The sequence below is a fragment of the Prolixibacteraceae bacterium genome, from assembly GCA_019720755.1.
In the GTDB taxonomy this organism is placed as follows: Bacteria; Bacteroidota; Bacteroidia; order Bacteroidales; family Prolixibacteraceae; genus Halosquirtibacter; species Halosquirtibacter laminarini.
Genome location: CP081303.1, coordinates 1176964 through 1193422 on the forward strand (window position 1 = coordinate 1176964; position 16459 = coordinate 1193422).

The 16459-nt window shown below is 38.6% G+C and carries 17 protein-coding genes; 14 read left to right on the forward strand and 3 right to left on the reverse strand.

The features are described from left to right. Positions 1–86: 86 nt before the first annotated feature. The 13 genes from K4L44_04935 to K4L44_04995 all read left to right on the forward strand — a co-directional run bounded on the left by K4L44_04935 (position 87) and on the right by K4L44_04995 (position 10831). Positions 87–335: a hypothetical protein gene (locus tag K4L44_04935; GenBank protein ID QZE15181.1), complete on the forward strand. Its 249-nt coding sequence runs from the start codon at positions 87–89 to the stop codon at positions 333–335. Between the two features lie 56 nt (positions 336–391). Continuing rightward, the gene (locus K4L44_04940) at positions 392–610 is read left to right on the forward strand and encodes a hypothetical protein (protein ID QZE15182.1); all 219 of its coding nucleotides are present in this window, start codon (positions 392–394) and stop codon (positions 608–610) included. 63 nt (positions 611–673) lie between these two features. Beyond that, positions 674–1927 (forward strand): hypothetical protein, encoded by a 1254-nt coding sequence (locus K4L44_04945; protein ID QZE15183.1) that lies wholly within the window; start codon positions 674–676, stop codon positions 1925–1927. A gap of 82 nt (positions 1928–2009) precedes the next feature. Next, positions 2010–2552 carry a hypothetical protein gene (locus K4L44_04950; protein ID QZE15184.1) on the forward strand — a complete coding sequence of 181 codons (543 nt, stop codon included), beginning with the start codon at positions 2010–2012 and terminating at the stop codon, positions 2550–2552. Between the two features lie 15 nt (positions 2553–2567). After that, a complete protein-coding gene (locus tag K4L44_04955) occupies positions 2568–3527 on the forward strand; it encodes a hypothetical protein (GenBank protein ID QZE15185.1) in 960 nt (319 codons plus the stop codon). 1 nt (position 3528) lies between these two features. Then, positions 3529–4797 carry a hypothetical protein gene (locus K4L44_04960; protein QZE15186.1) on the forward strand — a complete coding sequence of 423 codons (1269 nt, stop codon included), beginning with the start codon at positions 3529–3531 and terminating at the stop codon, positions 4795–4797. A gap of 255 nt (positions 4798–5052) precedes the next feature. Beyond that, entirely contained in the window at positions 5053–5688 is a 636-nt protein-coding gene (locus K4L44_04965) for a hypothetical protein (GenBank protein QZE15187.1), read from the forward strand. 140 nt (positions 5689–5828) lie between these two features. Continuing rightward, positions 5829–5978, forward strand: a complete 150-nt coding sequence (locus tag K4L44_04970) for a hypothetical protein (GenBank protein QZE15188.1) — start codon at positions 5829–5831, stop codon at positions 5976–5978. A gap of 133 nt (positions 5979–6111) precedes the next feature. After that, complete coding sequence (locus K4L44_04975) at positions 6112–6447, forward strand: DUF1232 domain-containing protein (protein QZE15189.1); 336 nt, start codon at positions 6112–6114, stop codon at positions 6445–6447. A gap of 289 nt (positions 6448–6736) precedes the next feature. Continuing rightward, positions 6737–8596: a histidine kinase gene (locus K4L44_04980; protein ID QZE15190.1), complete on the forward strand. Its 1860-nt coding sequence runs from the start codon at positions 6737–6739 to the stop codon at positions 8594–8596. Continuing rightward, entirely contained in the window at positions 8589–9335 is a 747-nt protein-coding gene (locus tag K4L44_04985; GenBank protein ID QZE15191.1) for a LytTR family DNA-binding domain-containing protein, read from the forward strand. Before K4L44_04980 ends, K4L44_04985 begins: the two co-directional genes overlap by 8 nt. Positions 9336–9626: 291 nt before the next feature. Next, on the forward strand, positions 9627–10046 hold the full coding sequence (locus K4L44_04990) for a hypothetical protein (GenBank protein QZE15192.1): 420 nt from the start codon (positions 9627–9629) through the stop codon (positions 10044–10046). A 407-nt stretch (positions 10047–10453) separates the two neighbouring features. Further along, positions 10454–10831: a PH domain-containing protein gene (locus K4L44_04995; protein QZE15193.1), complete on the forward strand. Its 378-nt coding sequence runs from the start codon at positions 10454–10456 to the stop codon at positions 10829–10831. 70 nt (positions 10832–10901) lie between these two features. On the opposite strand, the gene K4L44_05000 is transcribed toward K4L44_04995, so the two are convergent. Beyond that, positions 10902–12296 carry an alanine:cation symporter family protein gene (locus tag K4L44_05000; GenBank protein QZE15194.1) on the reverse strand — a complete coding sequence of 465 codons (1395 nt, stop codon included), beginning with the start codon at positions 12294–12296 and terminating at the stop codon, positions 10902–10904. Positions 12297–13143: 847 nt separating this feature from the next. Between K4L44_05000 and K4L44_05005 the strand changes: the two genes are divergently transcribed. Beyond that, positions 13144–13485: a hypothetical protein gene (locus K4L44_05005; GenBank protein QZE15195.1), complete on the forward strand. Its 342-nt coding sequence runs from the start codon at positions 13144–13146 to the stop codon at positions 13483–13485. Between the two features lie 33 nt (positions 13486–13518). On the opposite strand, the gene K4L44_05010 is transcribed toward K4L44_05005, so the two are convergent. Together K4L44_05010 and K4L44_05015 are read right to left on the reverse strand one after the other, a co-directional pair. After that, positions 13519–14277, reverse strand: coding sequence for a sulfite exporter TauE/SafE family protein (locus K4L44_05010; protein QZE15196.1), 759 nt, complete (start codon positions 14275–14277; stop codon positions 13519–13521). Positions 14278–14380: 103 nt separating this feature from the next. Continuing rightward, positions 14381–16333: an LTA synthase family protein gene (locus K4L44_05015; protein QZE15197.1), complete on the reverse strand. Its 1953-nt coding sequence runs from the start codon at positions 16331–16333 to the stop codon at positions 14381–14383. Positions 16334–16459: the final 126 nt, after the last annotated feature.

Here is a 16459-nt window from a genome sequence, read left to right on the forward strand (position 1 = left end):
CCAATTTGTTCAGCCCTGAACAAGATCTTTATTCTTTTGTTAATCAGCGACTTTTGTGATCGAGTTTAACAAATAAATGATTTCTCATGACTCTAGAAGAGATGGTGAAAATCGTATTTGAAACATCCCAAGGAGCTGACTATCCTAAAGATATTCAACAGTTGATTGGAGCGATAAATATCTACTGCAATCCTCCTCTGAAAAGAGATGGAAAAGCCATTTATACCATCGTTCGTATTGCTTATGAATATTACATGGAGCGGGGCCAAAGAGATTGCGCAATGTCTATTGTTCACTCTTTCCCATCGGAAGCTTATCTGTGGAAGATGCAATGATAATACGAAAACCTCGGATGGGTACATAAAGAGATCTTTCGAAAATCACGATTGATATGACAAGGTTCGCGTACTTTTTAAACAAGACAGTAGAAGAGTTTATCTCAACCATTTTAGGGTTGCAATCCTATGAAATTGCAGGGTGTGGTGCTGTAGAGAGTTCACAATATTACCATGCTTTTAGATCTGCTGCTGCAGGTGCTGGGCTTGGGAGTTGTGTAGGGACTTTAGCCAAGGGGTCTAAAGGTAAAGAGGGAGGAAAGAAAAAGAAATAGTCATGATTCTATGGAGTCGTGAGGTGTAACAATAAGCGTAATAATTAAAACAAAAAAGATCAAATGATGAATTTGAAAAACGGAATCTTAGTAGGGGTGACATTGCTTGGTAGCCTGTCTGTGTCGGCAAAGAATAAAGAGGTTACTGGTAAGTATGAGAGAAGTTCATTGGCTGTGATGTTGCTAGAGACATCGAATTTTAAGAACAAAGCCTTGGTGGTAAAGGATTTTTCTGAAGCACCATTTCCCGAGAAGTATAACAATCACAATATCGGGATCTCTTCTATCGATCCTACACAATTTAACGTGGCTAAAGGGGATAAGGGGGTGTCGAAGGAACCAGTGGATTTGGTATTCCCTGATAGAAAGAACGATATTCCTACTATTGAAGCTTTCTTAAAGAAAGAGGATGTGGCGAAGAAGATGGTGGCTAAATGGTTTGATCGACAGGCTAATGGTGCTTTCGATGTGAATTTGGTGTCAGAGAGAGGTCTTTATAATGCAACGATACTAGAGAAGGCTGTGGCTGAAAATAGTGCTAGAGGAGTGGCAGCATTGCAAGATGCAGGGGAGAACCTGATTCCAAAAACATTCCTTGTGGTTTCGAAGATGAATTTTGTGGAGAATAGTACCATTGCTGCCGTTGCTTATGCTGCTGCAAAGACGAAGGCTGCGAAGATTACGAATCCTATCGCTAAGAAGAGTGCATTGATGGCTGCAGAAGCTGCTTTCAATAAGATGAAGGAGGGCTACAGTGTGTGGACTGTTTCTTATCTGTATCAGTTGAATTGGAATGAAGAGGTTGCCCAGACTTTCTATTCAAAATATTGGATGGATGGATCGAATCTTTCTGCAGAGAAAAAGGCTGCTTTTGATCACTCAAATCTATTCTCGATGAAGTATGTTGGAAATACTTATGTAAGTAGTTTGGTGACTTTTTCGTTGAAAGATCGCTCTAAAGAGGAGACAATCCAGTTGGCTACGGTGCGTAATATTGACAAGATTTATGCGAAATTACAGAAAGAGTATGATGCATTCCAAGTGATGACACCACTGTTGACTGTAAAACCTTGTACTGCAAAGATTGGAATGAAAGAGGGTTTGACAGGAAAAGAGAAGTTTCAAGTACTAGAGCAGATTGTGGATGAGGCGACAGGTAAGGTGCACTATAAAGTGAAAGGAACCATTTCTTTGAACAAGAGTAAGATATGGGATAACAGATACCAGTTGGCAGAGAATAAAGAAGAACTAGATGCAACTTACTTCAAAGGAGGAAAGAAATTTTATCCTGGAATGCTATTGAAGCAGATTAAGTAGGGTCAAATATTGTATTGTACAGGGCCATCTTATTTTCTAGATAGGGAGTGGATGGTTCCCTGTATCTATAATTTCAAAATAGATGAGACAACGATTCTTACTAATGGGAATGATTCTTCTTTCGATATCTATCACGACAGGGGTGTGTCAATCGAAAAGAAGAGCTAGAAAGAGAGCCGCGAAAGAGAGAACTGCGTATGTGTATGAATTAAATGCTGTGGCAGAAGGGGTGGTAGGAAACTATCTTGTGGAGGTGTGGAGCTACTCTAACCACCCTGATATTGCGATAGAGCAATCGAAAAAGAATGCAGTTCATGGAATCCTTTTCAAGGGGTATCCTGGAAAGAATGATAAAGGGCTACGTATTACCCCACAAGAACCTATTATCCGAGAGATGCCTTCAGAGAAGAATAAAAAAAAGTTTTTAGACAACTTCTTTAAGGATGAAGGGGACTATATGCAGTTTGTGACGAGGAGCAATGATGGAAGTGTGGCACCTCCAAAGGTTATGAAGTTAGGACGGAAGAGATATAAAGTGGGAGTGGTCGTTTCGGTTCGTAAAGATGCCTTACGTAAATATATGGAGGCCCATGGTGTGGTGAAGTCTTTAACGGATGGTTTTTAATGTAATGTGTTTGATATGAGATATTTATTTTGTTTGTGTGTCGCTCTCTGTAGTATGGGAAGTGTGGTGTTGGGGCAAGCGAAGAAACCTACTATTATGGTGGTCCCAAGCGATGCATGGTGTGCACAGCATGGGTTTATGTTGAATTTTGATAATCAGGGAAGCGAGATGCGTATTCCTGATTATGAACGAGCCTTTCAAGAGAGCCCAAACCTACTACTGGTGGTTAGTACTCTTAATGGTTTGATGGCCGATAGAGGTTTTCCTTTAAAAAATATGGAGAGTGTTCTGAAGAGCTTGAAACAACAGCATGCTGAGGAGATGATGATACAGTCGAAAGAGACAGGAGCTGAGATGATGGAGAGCCCTATTGATGCATTAAAGAAGGTGGCCAAGGCGGATATCTTGATGCAGGTGACTTGGACAGTGAATACTACAGGACCAAAGAAGTCTGTGACGTTTAATATACAAGGGTTGAACTCTTATACGAACAAACAGGTGGCTACGGCTACAGGTACAGGTGCTCCCTCTATGAACTCCTCTCTACCTATACTTATAGAGGAGGCGGTAAATTCGAAGATTGATGGTTACTGCCACCGTTTACAAGACTATTTTGGGGATCTCTTTGAAAATGGTCGTGAAGTGAATATTCATGTACGCACCTGGAGTGATTGGGGGCAAGATTTAGAGTCTGAGTTTGGAGACGATGAGCTCTCTTTTGTTATTGAGGATTGGATGCAACAGCATAGTGTGAAAGGTCGATTCAACACTACGGATGTTACGGAATCGATGATGACATTTGAGCAGGTTCGAATCCCTATGTATTATGAAAGAAAAGGTCGTAAAGTAGCCATGGATACACGACGTTTTGTTAGAGGGTTAACCAAGTTTTTGAAGAACGCCCCCTATCATATCCCCTCTAAGGTGGTGACCAAAGGTTTGGGTGAGGTAACGATCTATTTGGGAGGTAAATAGGATGGATAGAAGCGTTCGTTATTTGGGTGTGATGTTGGTGGCACTGTTTGGAGTGTCTGCAATCTATGCCCAGACAAAAGAGGATCAAGATAGAGTCGTGGTGACCCCCGTGGTTTCGCAATATATGAAAGGATATAATCGCTCGGTGGCTAGACTTTTAAGGAGTAAGCTAAATGGTATTGTTACTGCCCAAGGGGTTGGAGGAGGTGGTCTCTTTTCTCGTTTTGTGTTGACTGCCAATGTTCATGTTTTGGATAAAGAGGTGTTGCCTACAGCTCCACCACGTATTGCCCAGAAAGTAGAAGTTACGTTTCTTTTGGGGGATGGGGTGGATGGAAATCTTTATGCTACTACCTCAAAGGTATACAAGGGAATTGGTCGTAATGAGACCAAGGCTTATACCCAAGCATTGAAATATATACAAGGACATGATGAAATATTTACACGTTTTTTGGCGGAAGGAAAACAGAAGATTATCATTTTCTATAAAGAACATAGCGATTTGGTTTTTAAGGAGGTGGATCAGTTGGTTGCCCGTAAGAGGTATGAGGCCGCGGTTGCAAGACTTGAAGAGATACCGAAGGTGTGTAGTGCAGTGTATGAGAAAGCACAAGAGCGTATTGTGTTCATTGATAAGCAGCAGAAGAATGAGGTTGCCGAGCAATGTTTGTCGAAAGCACAAATGGCAGTATCTCAGCATCGATGGCAGGAGGCGAATGGGTTGCTCTATGGTATCCCTAAAGAGGCTGACTGTTATGAACAGAGCCGAAAGCTATTAGACGAGATCGAAGACGAGATCGATGGAGAGGCACTGCAGAATGCGAAACAAGCAATGGCAACAGGATCATGGGATAGTGCTTCGAAGTGGATCTATAGTATTCTACCCTCTTCGAAATATTATGCTGAAGCATTGACCCTTGCTAAAACAGCCAAAGAGGGAATGAGTAGTAGTGCTTTGAAGTGTGCTGAAGCAGCTTTGGCTTCTGAGGATTTTGAGAAGGTGCAGTTTTGGATTGCCAAAATAATGTCAGGAACAGTTGCTGCCAATGAGTCTAAACACTTGATAGAAGAGATGAAACAGCAGAAGGGAGAGATTGCCGAAAGAGATGCAAAAGCGGAAGCAGGCGCTTTAGAACGCCAACAGATAGAGCTGAAAAAGATGCTCTATGCATCGAAGCATGATATCTCAAATAGTGACCCTTTGAATCGACAAGACGCATCTAAAATAAAGGATTTGAAGTATCAACTAGAGAAATGGTTTGATCAATAGGTCGATGAGAATCCTACAAGTTGAGGAGAGATGCAAGGAGTGTGTTTTTGTTCTAAGTGTAGTTTGTATGTTTTTTTTGTGAAATAATGTAAAATTATTTTTTGTGGTGTGTTTTGAATGCACAGTTGCTCTCTTCCTTTGGGGGATTATTTCGTTTTTCCCTGATCCGTTAAGACTGAAAATAATGAAACAAAATGCCTTGTTGCAGGATGTGAATGAAGTTTTTTTTGATGAATTAAATAAAGATAATAAGATATGAAAAAAAAAGTAGAAATGTCTAGATTTTTTGTGGCTGCCGTGGCTCTATTTCTGTTTGGAATCGTTGCAAAGGTAACGTATGCAAGTGATAATGATAATGTGTCAAAAAAGATTGGCTGTGAATGGAGTACTCCTGGAAGAACTGAGACTTATGACAAGGCAAATATGAAATACAGCAGATATTACAATGCGCGATTTAAGTTTCAGTTAGAGCTCCCTTCTTCTTGGCATTTTGATGGATTGCCTCCTGCAAATAAAGATGGTCGTAAGTTTACCAATGGCAAGGATATACATCTAAGTGTATACGCTTCACACTATATGCCAGACTTTTCGCTATCTGTAAGATATGATGAAGATATTAATGATCCCAACAATGAGATTACCTACATGAGACCAGAGGATACATACTATATTTTGAGTGGAACACTGAAGGGAACAGATCTTATTTTCTACAAAAAAATGGTGCTATCTAAAAAAGGAGATGTGGTTAGAACTTTATATGTTACTTATCCGAAGGCACAATTGGAGCCACTACGTAGTGTGGTGGAGCATATGTGTAAGAGTTTTATAGAAAAGAGCGATCGCTCAGCGACCAACGACCAGTTGATTCCTCTCGCCTCTTCAAGTCTATAGGGCGTTGATAGAGGCTCGTCTGTTCTCATTTTGTTCAAGAGAAAGAGTTCACTCGGTGATTTTTCTATAAGATGAGTGTTGGGAATTTGGTCTCAAAAGAGAGATGTGAAGAAATATTTAATGAAACTAAATGTAGATTTATGAAAACAAGAAATGTCGTTGATTTTAGAACCGTAAGGTTTATCTCATGTTTTGGACTTAATACGGATTGTCCTAAGTGTCAGTCAGAAGATGCATTCTATAATGGGGCTTGCTACGAATGCCCATCTTGTGGTTACGAATGGTCTTAGAATAAGCAATGGATGCATGGAATACCATCTTATGGGATTCAAGAAACGCCATTATACTTATCTCGTTAAGATGTTATTGCCCGTATAAAAACAGAAGAATCCCAAATAATATAAACCAATTAAATAACAAAATATGAACGCCGATCAACAACGTAAAGCCAATAGCCAATTCAATAAGTATAGTAAAAAGGCATCTCCTGAGGATGTAAAAAAGATAAATGCCAAGCTTGGTGGAATGAATAGAGGTCCATTGAAAGCAATATGGGATGATATTCAGAAACTTTGGAAGATGGTGAAAGATCCAAATGCGGCATGGGCAGCAAAGGCTGTAGCTATTGGCGCACTGCTTTATACGATTTCCCCTATAGATGCTGTCCCTGACTTCTTGCCTGGTGTTGGTCTTCTGGATGATGCGGGGGTCATCGCTGCTGCTGTAGCCTCACTGAAATCCGCATTGAACAAGTATTAGTTGTTGAATTAATTTGAATTTGATAATAGTAGGAATCCCTGTTGTGCATTATATTGGACAATAGGGATTCTTTTTTATTTGTTTCAAGATGAATATTGGAGAGGTTATAGAAGTATGGTCCTTCGTAAAATATTTGTGATTCTGCACAATCTGCGGATATATCCTTCGTGTGATTGTGCTTATTTCTGTTTGATCGGTATTTCTATTACTTATCTTTGCAAACTTTATGATAATAGGAGTGTAGTCGTAAGGTTTATAGATTTAGACTAAATAATTGGGTTGTGTTCGTATGAAGAGAGTATTGCTTGTTTTATTGTTTTGTTTGAAGTGTTTTGTGGGGAGCTCACATGGGTTTTCGGATGAGATGTATCATCGTATTTTTCACGAGATATCTTCTAATAATCCCCAGGAGAGCTCTTTTAAGCAGCTAGATAGTCTGTTGTTGACTTCTTCTTTAAATAATTTTGATCGTGCTAGAATCTATAACTTAAAGGGGTTGTATCACGATTTGCTTCATGAACCTAAGGTGGCAGTGGATCAATTTAATCGTTCTTTGAAACTTTTGGGAGATAATGATAGCTGGCGTTGTAAGGTGGCTTTAAACTTGTCGGTGACCTATGTGGCAGACCATCAGTTTACAAAAGCAGCTACTTTTTTGATGCAGGTGGAGAAGCGTGCGGAGGAGATGCAGGATATTGCGTTGCAGACGAAAGTGAAGGAGTATTATGCAAACCTATATTTCAGACAAGGGGATATTAAAAAAGCTTTGTCTCAGTTGGAACGAGTGGTTCACTCTTACGAGTCGATGAAAGATACGGTGAAGATGTCACGTCTGTATAATAATTTGGCGGTGTTGTATCGTAATAATAGTTTTTACCAACAGGCGATAAAGTTTAATATGAAATCGCTTGAGTTAAGTAGTACTAAAGGGGATCGTCTTTCGGTTTCGCAATCTTATAATAATATTGGGTTGAATTATGAAGATTTGTATTATGAATCGAATAATATGGACTATTTGCAGCAAGCTGTAGACTTTTATAAAGAGGCTACTAAGATAAAAAGAGCGTTTCCTAAGGTGTGGAATAGTGCTCTTTCTAACTTGATTCGTGTTTGTCGTTTGATGGAGGATTATGAAGATTCGGACCGCTATTTTGAGGAGTTGAGTGAGAGTAAGCGAGGAAGTTATATGGAAGTGGAGCGTGTTCTTCGCGAGAAGATGCTTTTTGATTTGAATTGTGGTCACTCTATAGATGCATATCGTAGCCTTTTTCGTTTGGACTCTATTCAACGTCTTATACGAGACCAACAGACTGCTGATTTCGAGCAGATGCTAAAGAATCAAAGAGATCTCTTTGTTTCTAAGAAAAAGGAGAAAGAGAAGGCTTTGGCTTTAACCAAAGAGCATAACTTGCGTTTGATGGCTGAAAATAGACACAACCGTTTAAAGATTTTATTTCTGTTGATCTTGATTGTGTTATTGGTAGGCGGGCTGTTGTTTGTTCACTATCATAAAAGTATTATGCACAAAAAAGAGCAAGAGAAGAAAGACTTGAAACTGACGATACTAAGATCGCAGATGAACCCTCATTTTATCTTTAATGTTCTCACCGCAATTCAGAATAGCCTTTTGGATGATGACCCGCTAAGAAGTGCAGGATATATTGCACGTTTTTCTAATTTAATTCGTAAAAACTTCGACTTTACCGATAAAGAGAGTATCTCTTTATCGGATGACTTGGATGCATTGGTTAATTATATCGAGACACAAAAGATTCGTTTTGGTGACCTTTTTGATTATCATATTCATGTGGGGGACGAGGTGAAGAGTGATTCGGTAATGGTTCCTCCTATGCTATTGCAACCTCTTGTGGAGAATGCCATTGAGCATGGTTTGAAAAAACGGAAGGAGAAGGGTCTTTTACGTGTCGAGGTAGATAAGAAGGGTTCGAAGCTTTTGTTTGTCGTAGTAGATAATGGGATAGGGTATCGTCCCTCTTCATCGGATGGAAAGAAGCATGCCTTGGATGTCTTGAAGTCTCGACTTACGTTACCCGGTTATGGAGATGAAAAGAGCTTCTATATTGGACTAGGAGAAGCGGGCATCGGCACAGAGATACGGTTTTTATTAACATTAAATAGTGATGTATAAAGGAATAATTGTAGAGGATGAGTTCAATGCGCAACAGGCTCTGACTAAGATGTTGCGCTTGTTGTTTCCCCAACTAGAGATTGTAAAGATTGTCTCCTCTTTCGAAACATGTAAGCCTTATCTAGGTAAGCAGGATATTGACTTGGTTTTTCTTGATATTGAGTTGGAGGACGGGACGAGTGTGGAGAAGCTAAAAGAGGTAGACGTGGGCTCTTCTCAGATCATTTTTACTACTGGTTATAGTCAATATGCTATTGAGGCAATTAAGTTGAATGCTCTCGATTATTTGTTGAAGCCTATTGAACCTAGTGAGTTGAAAGGTGCTGTCGAGAAGGCTTTTGCGAAGATAGATCAGGAGAAGGAGACTAGGAAGAGGATTAAAGCAGCAAACAGAGTCCTGGATGAAGAGGCTAAGGAGTTGGTTGTGAAAACCATTGATCAGATATATTATATTCAGATAAAGGATATTGTGATGTTGCAGTCAGAAGGTGCTTATACTCGTATCTCTACTAAAGATACCACGATCTTGGCTTCGAAACATTTAAAGTATTATGAGCAATTGGTTTCCCCTTATGGTTTTATTAGAACGCATCAATCTTTTGTGGTGAATAAGAGGTTTGTACGAAAAGTTCAGAAGAGCCATATTCAATTGGAAGAGGGAATGGTTGCTAGTATCTCAGTTCGTAAGTATTCGGAGGTGATGGCGCTTCTTGCACAATCCGAGAGTGTGGTTTCGTAACTCTCTTTTGCTGAGAAATTGCTATCTTAAGAGGGATTTTATATCATGTAATTGGGTATTCTATTTTTGGAGGAAACATTTTTATGAGAGGTATATTCGAAAGAGTATCCCTCTTTTTTTACGAATATCAAATGAGATCCGACGCTTTTCAATTGCTTTTGGTGGTGTGGTGTTGGTAGCGCAACTTTGTAATGTCATTAAGAAATAAGGCACATGGGAAGAGAGAAAATAACGCTTTTGATCCATAGTGTGAATCTTTAGAAACACCTAACATTATAAATATATCACATCATGATTTACGGAATTACATTGTTGTTATTAGGAGTGCTGGCGGCTCCATCATTAATTTTATCAAAGAAACCAAATGCACAAGAACTTTTGGATAAAATCACTCCTTATCAAGGATGGATTGGTTTGGTGTCGTGTGTTTGGGGTGTTTGGGGTATCATTCAGGCCGTATTAAGTATGAGTCTTTTGGGTTCTTATCCAATCTGGTGGGCAAGCTGGATGACAGGAAATGTCCTTGAAGCAGGATTGGGATTCTTATTAGGTTATGGAATGATCAGCCAGTTGGTTCTGTCTAAGAATGAAGCAGCCAAAGAGAAAGGGGCTAAATTGTTAGCCAAACTAACTCCAGTACAAGGAAAATTGGGATTATTCGCAATTGCTTTTGGAGCTTGGACTATCGTAGCATCTATTTTATTTTCTTAATAGTAAGCAGTGGGTTTTGTTTTTAATTGCTACAGTTTAGATTGCTATAGATTCCCTGTTTGTAGTAGCCTGATTGTTTTCGATATGGAACTTAGAGCCCTTACACAGTAATAATTTATTTTTATTAAAGTACATATACTGCGATACTGACATAGAATACTTTTCGATTTGAAGGTTACTGTTTTCCATATGATGTTGGAGACAGTAACCTTTTTTATTATAGAGGGATGCTTTATCTTGATAGCGGGTTGATATTTACCTTTTGATTGGAAGAAATATGGTTTGAAAGGATGTTTGTCGGGGATGTTTCATATATCTTTGTGTATATTTATGATAGACTTAAATCGTCTGTATTTTTCATCTTCTATATGATAGATGATTGGCTTAAAAGTAAATAAACATTTATTATGGGACTATTTTCTACATTGTTGGGTACTGCCGATGAGATGGATCAGGATGATCTAATTGAGGAGTACCAAGAGCTTATGGCTTATCAAGAGGAGTTGGTTGCTGGTTATAGCTTCATCCGTGATACCATCATTTTTACTAATAAAAGGTTGTTGATTATCGATAAACAGGGGTTGACAGGGAAGAAAAAGGAGATGATGACAGTCGCTTATAAGGCTATTAGTCGTTTCTGTATTGAGACTTCTGGACACCTTGATTTTGATGGGGAGTTGCGTATTTGGATTGGTAGTGAAAAAGAACCTAGTATTATTGAGGAATTTGATAGTAGTGTGAATCTAATTGATATGCAGCGCATTTTGGCTCGTTATGCTCTTTAGATTTTTAAGCTAATATGACAAAAGCACCATGGGATGTGGTGCTTTTGTTGTGATATTTGTCGTGTGGATTTTATTTCCAACACTCTGTTTCGTTTTCAAGTCCTACCTCTTTGGCTTTAAAGACAGGGTCTTTGCCTTCGGCACGCTGTTGGGTATAGTTCTTCAGAACCTTTACTGCAATAGGTGCAAGTTGAATGATGGCATATAGGTTTAGTAGTGCCATGAACACCATAAAAATATCTGCAAGGTTCCATACCAAACTAGAGCTAGCTAGTGCTCCAAAGATTACCATCCCTAATACTAAAAGGCGATAGAGTTGTAGGTATTTTTTCTTCTCTGAAATAAATTTGATGTTGGACTCTCCGTAGTAGTAGTTTCCGATAATAGAGCTGAAAGCAAATAGGAATATACATACAGAGATAAAGGTCCCTCCCCAAGGGCCTATCATCTTAATCATGGCCTCTTGTGTGAGTTGTATCCCATTGTTACTACTGGTGGTGTAGGTGTCTGAAATCAATATCATAAAGGCTGTGGCACTACAGATGACGATGGTGTCGGTGAATACTCCCAAGGCTTGGATTAATCCTTGTTTGGCTGGATGGCTTACTGTGGCTGCTGCAGCAGCATTTGGTGCCGATCCCATACCCGCCTCATTAGAGAATAGTCCACGTTTGATTCCTTGTGTTACTGCTGCTCCTAATGCGCCTGCTGCTGCTTGATGTATTCCAAATGCTCCTTCGAAGATGATTTTGAAGATATTTGGTATCAGAGAGAGGTTGGTCAGAATGATGTATAGGACTACTAAGATGTAGGAGATGGCCATGACTGGAACGATGGCATTGGTTGCTTTTGCAATTCGTTTTACTCCTCCAAAGATGATGACTGCTGTTAGTACCACCAAGATGATTCCTATTAGTAATGGGTTGGTATCAAATGATTGGTGAAATGCTGCCGAGATGGTATCAGACTGTACTGCATTGAATACAAAACCGTAGCATACAGTGATAAGGAAGGCAAAGGCGATACCTAAATTTCTGTTTTTTAGAGCATATTGCATATAGTATGCTGGTCCTCCTTTGAATGCTCCCGACTCTTTGTCTTTCACTTTGTAGACCTGAGCGAGGGTACTCTCTATGAAGGCAGATGCCGATCCGAGTAGTGCAATAAGCCACATCCAGAATACGGCTCCTGGACCACCTGCTGCTACAGCCAATGCTACTCCAGCTAGGTTTCCTGTTCCAACACGACTGGCAAGGCTAATGGTGAATGCTTGAAATGATGATATTCCCCCTTTTTCTTTGTTTCCTTCAGTAAGAAGTTTGAACATTTCACGGAAATTAGTGAATTGTACAAATCGTGTTTTGAAGGAGAAGTAGAGTCCTGCAAAAAGAAGTACAGGGATTAATAGGTACAAGGTAATAAAGCCATCAAATTGGCTAATAAACGTCTCTATCGTATCTAACATATAGTGTATAAATTAATAAATGTTGCTTAATCTTCTTCTATTCCCAACTAACAAATATATAAAATGATGGGAATATTGTAGTTGTGTTTTAAGGAGAGAGTGGAATATTGGATGTTGTTTGTAAGGAAATAATGAGTAATCGTATGAAATTGTTAATAATGGATATATAGGTCTTTATGTTGTTAAATAGTTTATATATAGCGTCTTGTGTTTGTTTTGTTTTTGATGAGGATTGTTTTCTGTTGTCCTTATTAAATTGTATCTAAAAAAAAGTTATTTTTATTCTTTTCCTCTTGTTAATAGTGGTTTATCACGTGTTGTTTTAAGAAACTTGTATATAGGTAGGAGTATATTTACAAGTTTATTTGTGGTTCGAGTATAACTCAGGATCTCTCTATTTATATACGATTGTTTGTATTTTAATGTTGTGTTTGCTTTTTCCTTTTGAGGTCCCTATTTTTTTCTGCTTGAGAATTATTCTACCTGTCTTTATGAAGATGCTCTGTCTTTACCGAAAATGAAAGGAGATGTTTAAATGTTTCAGTTTTCTATTTAATAGGAATATTATTGTTGAATAGGTTTAACTGGGATAAGCAATGAGGCTATTACAGAACAAGGTCTCTTTAAGTGAAGTTTGTAAAGCGTATTGCTTTGGTTCTTTTTATAAATTATTGTAAATTTAGATATGTTTGCATATAATTGTTTTGGGCTTTTGGATTGTGTCGTCCATGACAAGCTATTGGGGTATTGAAATCACATTTGATTGAGAGATCATTAATTTTCATGCTTTGATGGTCCTTTCTTCTAGAGCCCGTTATTACAAAATGTTTGAGTTAAATATATTATTATGAAGATAAAATTAAACAATTTAGGAGGGATTGTTCTGCTACTATCCCTTATTGTAGGAATCCTAATAAATGATGGGAGTTTTGTAAATAATTTATTGATGCCTTTTGGAATGTCTGTAGGGTTTTCATTGGTTGTCTTGGGATGGAATCAAGACTATAAAATTTCGAAGATAAACTTAGTTGTTCTTTGTGTCAGTCTGTCGCTATTCCTTGGCATACGTCTCTTTTCCTATGAAATAGGAAGTAGATATATTGCCCAAATGATAACTATTGTCTATATGATATATCTAGTCATTCATACTTCAATACTTTATTTTACAAGGAAACCTGTAGAGCAATAAGTGTGTGTGTCATGGTTTCGATTGCGGTTGTCTTTAAAGAAATAGCATAATGGCCGATAGAAAAGTGATTGCTAAAATGAATGTTCTGTAAACTTTCTCTGGGATGAGCTGTATAATAAATTTTCCAACAAAGGCTCCTAAGAGTAGGAATGGTAACAGGACAAAGTTTAGCTGTAAAGTTTTCCACGAAAGGGTATGCCAATAGTATACGTGTAATGGAATTTTTAGTGTATTTAATGTGAGATAGAAACAAGCACCTGTAAATACAAAGGTCTTTTTGGGTAGTTTTAAAGTGATCAAATAGAGGTTGAATATCGGTCCCGCTGCGTTGCCTATCATGGTGGCAAAACCACCTGAGAGTCCTACTGCATAAGAGAATAGTCCTTTCCCTAATTCTAGCTTGTTGTTGGGATGCAACTCTTTCCATACCACAAGGGATAAGCATACCAATACTGCTATTCCCATGGTGTATTTAAATTGAATATCGTTGATCTGGTTCCCGAATATTGCTGCTAACATAATACCTGCTATTGCCCAAGGGAAGAAGTTCTTGATATGTTGCCAAGGGACTTTTTGGCGATAGGAGATAATGGCAAATAGGTCGCCAAAGATAAGAAAAGGCATCAGTATTCCAACCGAAGCCTTGGCTCCATATAGAAAAGCGAGTATGGGGATGGTGACCATCGCAAAACCTTTAAGTCCGCTTTTGCTTAGTCCAGTGATAAAGGCACAAAGGGCTGTTAAGGCCCAGACGCTCCAAGATGTTTGTAGTGGGTTAATGATATGTTCCATTGGAATGCAAAAGAACATAAATTATTGACTACTACAAAAAAATAGGTTCTAATTTGTGATCATTAGAACCTATTCGGTATTTCGTTTTTTCTTTTAAGAAAGACTATAAATCTTGTTTCTTCAGTGTGTATAGTCGATTAGAATAGAGATACCATGGTAGAAGTGAATAGGCAAGGCCATCTCTCTCCATCTCTTTATTCGAGTCGATTAGTATAAGCTCCCCTTCTTTGTAGCTGTATGTCTTGGCAGGAAGATTTGGTTGGTGTATTACCACTTTGTCTCCTACGCGATATGCGTGGTTCTGTCCATACTGCATGATTGCTCGACCTTTATCTTCTGGTAGCGTGGTTAGATCGTTTCCAATCATTGGATTGTTGTTCTCTACCCCTGCTAGAGACAATATAGTAGGTGCAATATCTATCTGACTTGCTAAAGTGTTTATCCTTTGTGCAGGTACATTTGGTCCTATGAAAAGAGCAGGAATATGAAATTTATTTACTGGCACAATGGCATCTCCATAGGTTCGAGTGTTATGGTCTGCAATGACTACAAAAATGGTGTTTTTATAATACTCTTCTTTTTTTGCTAATTCGAACAGTTTGCCTATCGCATAATCGGCATATTTCATGGCATTGTGTACTGTCGCAGGGTTTCCTTTGTCGTAAAGTTCAATACTTTCGCTTGGATACTCAAATGGTGCATGGTTAGAGGTGCTAAGCATCAATGCAAAGAATGGTTTGTCGCCTTTCGATTTGAATACTTCGTTTGCTTTGACTACCAAGTCCTCGTCGCAGACGCCCCAAGTACCTTTGAATTTAGGATTCTTGAATGAATCTTCATCATAGACATTTTGAATACCGTTGCCTTTGAAGAAAGTTTTCATGTCGTCGAAATTGCTCATTCCTCCATAGACAAAGTTCGTATCGTAGCCTAAACTTTCAAGAAGTGCCGCGATGGTAAAGAAATTGTTTCTAGACTTTCCTAACTTTACGACACTACGACCAGGTGTTGGTAAAAAACCAGCAACGGTACCTTCGATACCTCTAACTGTTCGTGTTCCTGTCGAATATAGGTTGGTTAGAAGAGTTCCTTCTTTGCTTAATCTGTCGATATTGGGAGTCAATGGCAATCCACCCAAACATCCTACATATTCAGCACCAAGACTCTCTTGAAGAAAGATGACGATGTTTTGAGGTTTTTGGCTCTTGGTTGTAGGTTGTTGCTTATGGAAGAATGGAATTTTGCTATTTATATTCTTGTCCCACTTTGCTTGACTTGTTTTTTCTATGCGCTGTACGATCTCTGAGAATTCCATCTTACCATATTTGCGTGATGGATCTTTTTCGTCTTTCATCTTAAGGCAAGCACAAAAAACAGAGAAGGTAGAGTTTAAACTTAACTCGTTGGCCATTTTACTGACATTACTAAAATATGCCGTACTAATATTGGCTGGACGTGGTGAGAAGCTTGATCGTGCTCCCATAAATACCAATCCTCCTACCAAAGGAAATGCAATAATACTATTTCTACACGTAAAAGGTTCGTAGTTGTTGATTACTCTACTAAAAAGTTTATATGATAGGATAGCCACTGCGGAGGTGATGATCACGGTAAGGGTAACACTTATAGGATTGTTCCCTATAACTGTTTGTGAAACTTCCTTCATGTGGTCTAGGTACTCGATGAAAATTCTGTCGGGACGAAGATCGTATTGCTCTATAAATGCATAAGTAGCTAACTCCATCATCGTTACAATGGTGATAAAGAATGCTAGATAGGTGTTCCAAATGACTTTGGTCGTTAATATCCAACGTTTTGGAATACATAGAAAGATCAATGTAGGAAGTATGGAGAAGTAACATATAGGTATTAGATCGATTCTTAGACCTAAGATAAGGATCTTCCATAATTGTGGTTCCATGACGATTCGGTCCCAATAGATTCCCATATATGCAAGGCGAAAGATGGTGGTGATCGCTAATGCAAGGAGAGCCATGGTTAGAATGGGAGCCAAGGACTTTGTCTTTAAGATTGATTTTTCAATACGTGTTAACATATATCTGCTTATTTGTTAATTTCTGTCTGTAAATATCTTGATTATTATTGAATTTTATATCGTACTATTTAATAATTGTATCAAGCATAAATGTTAAAGTTACTGATTTAAGTTATGTTTTTATAT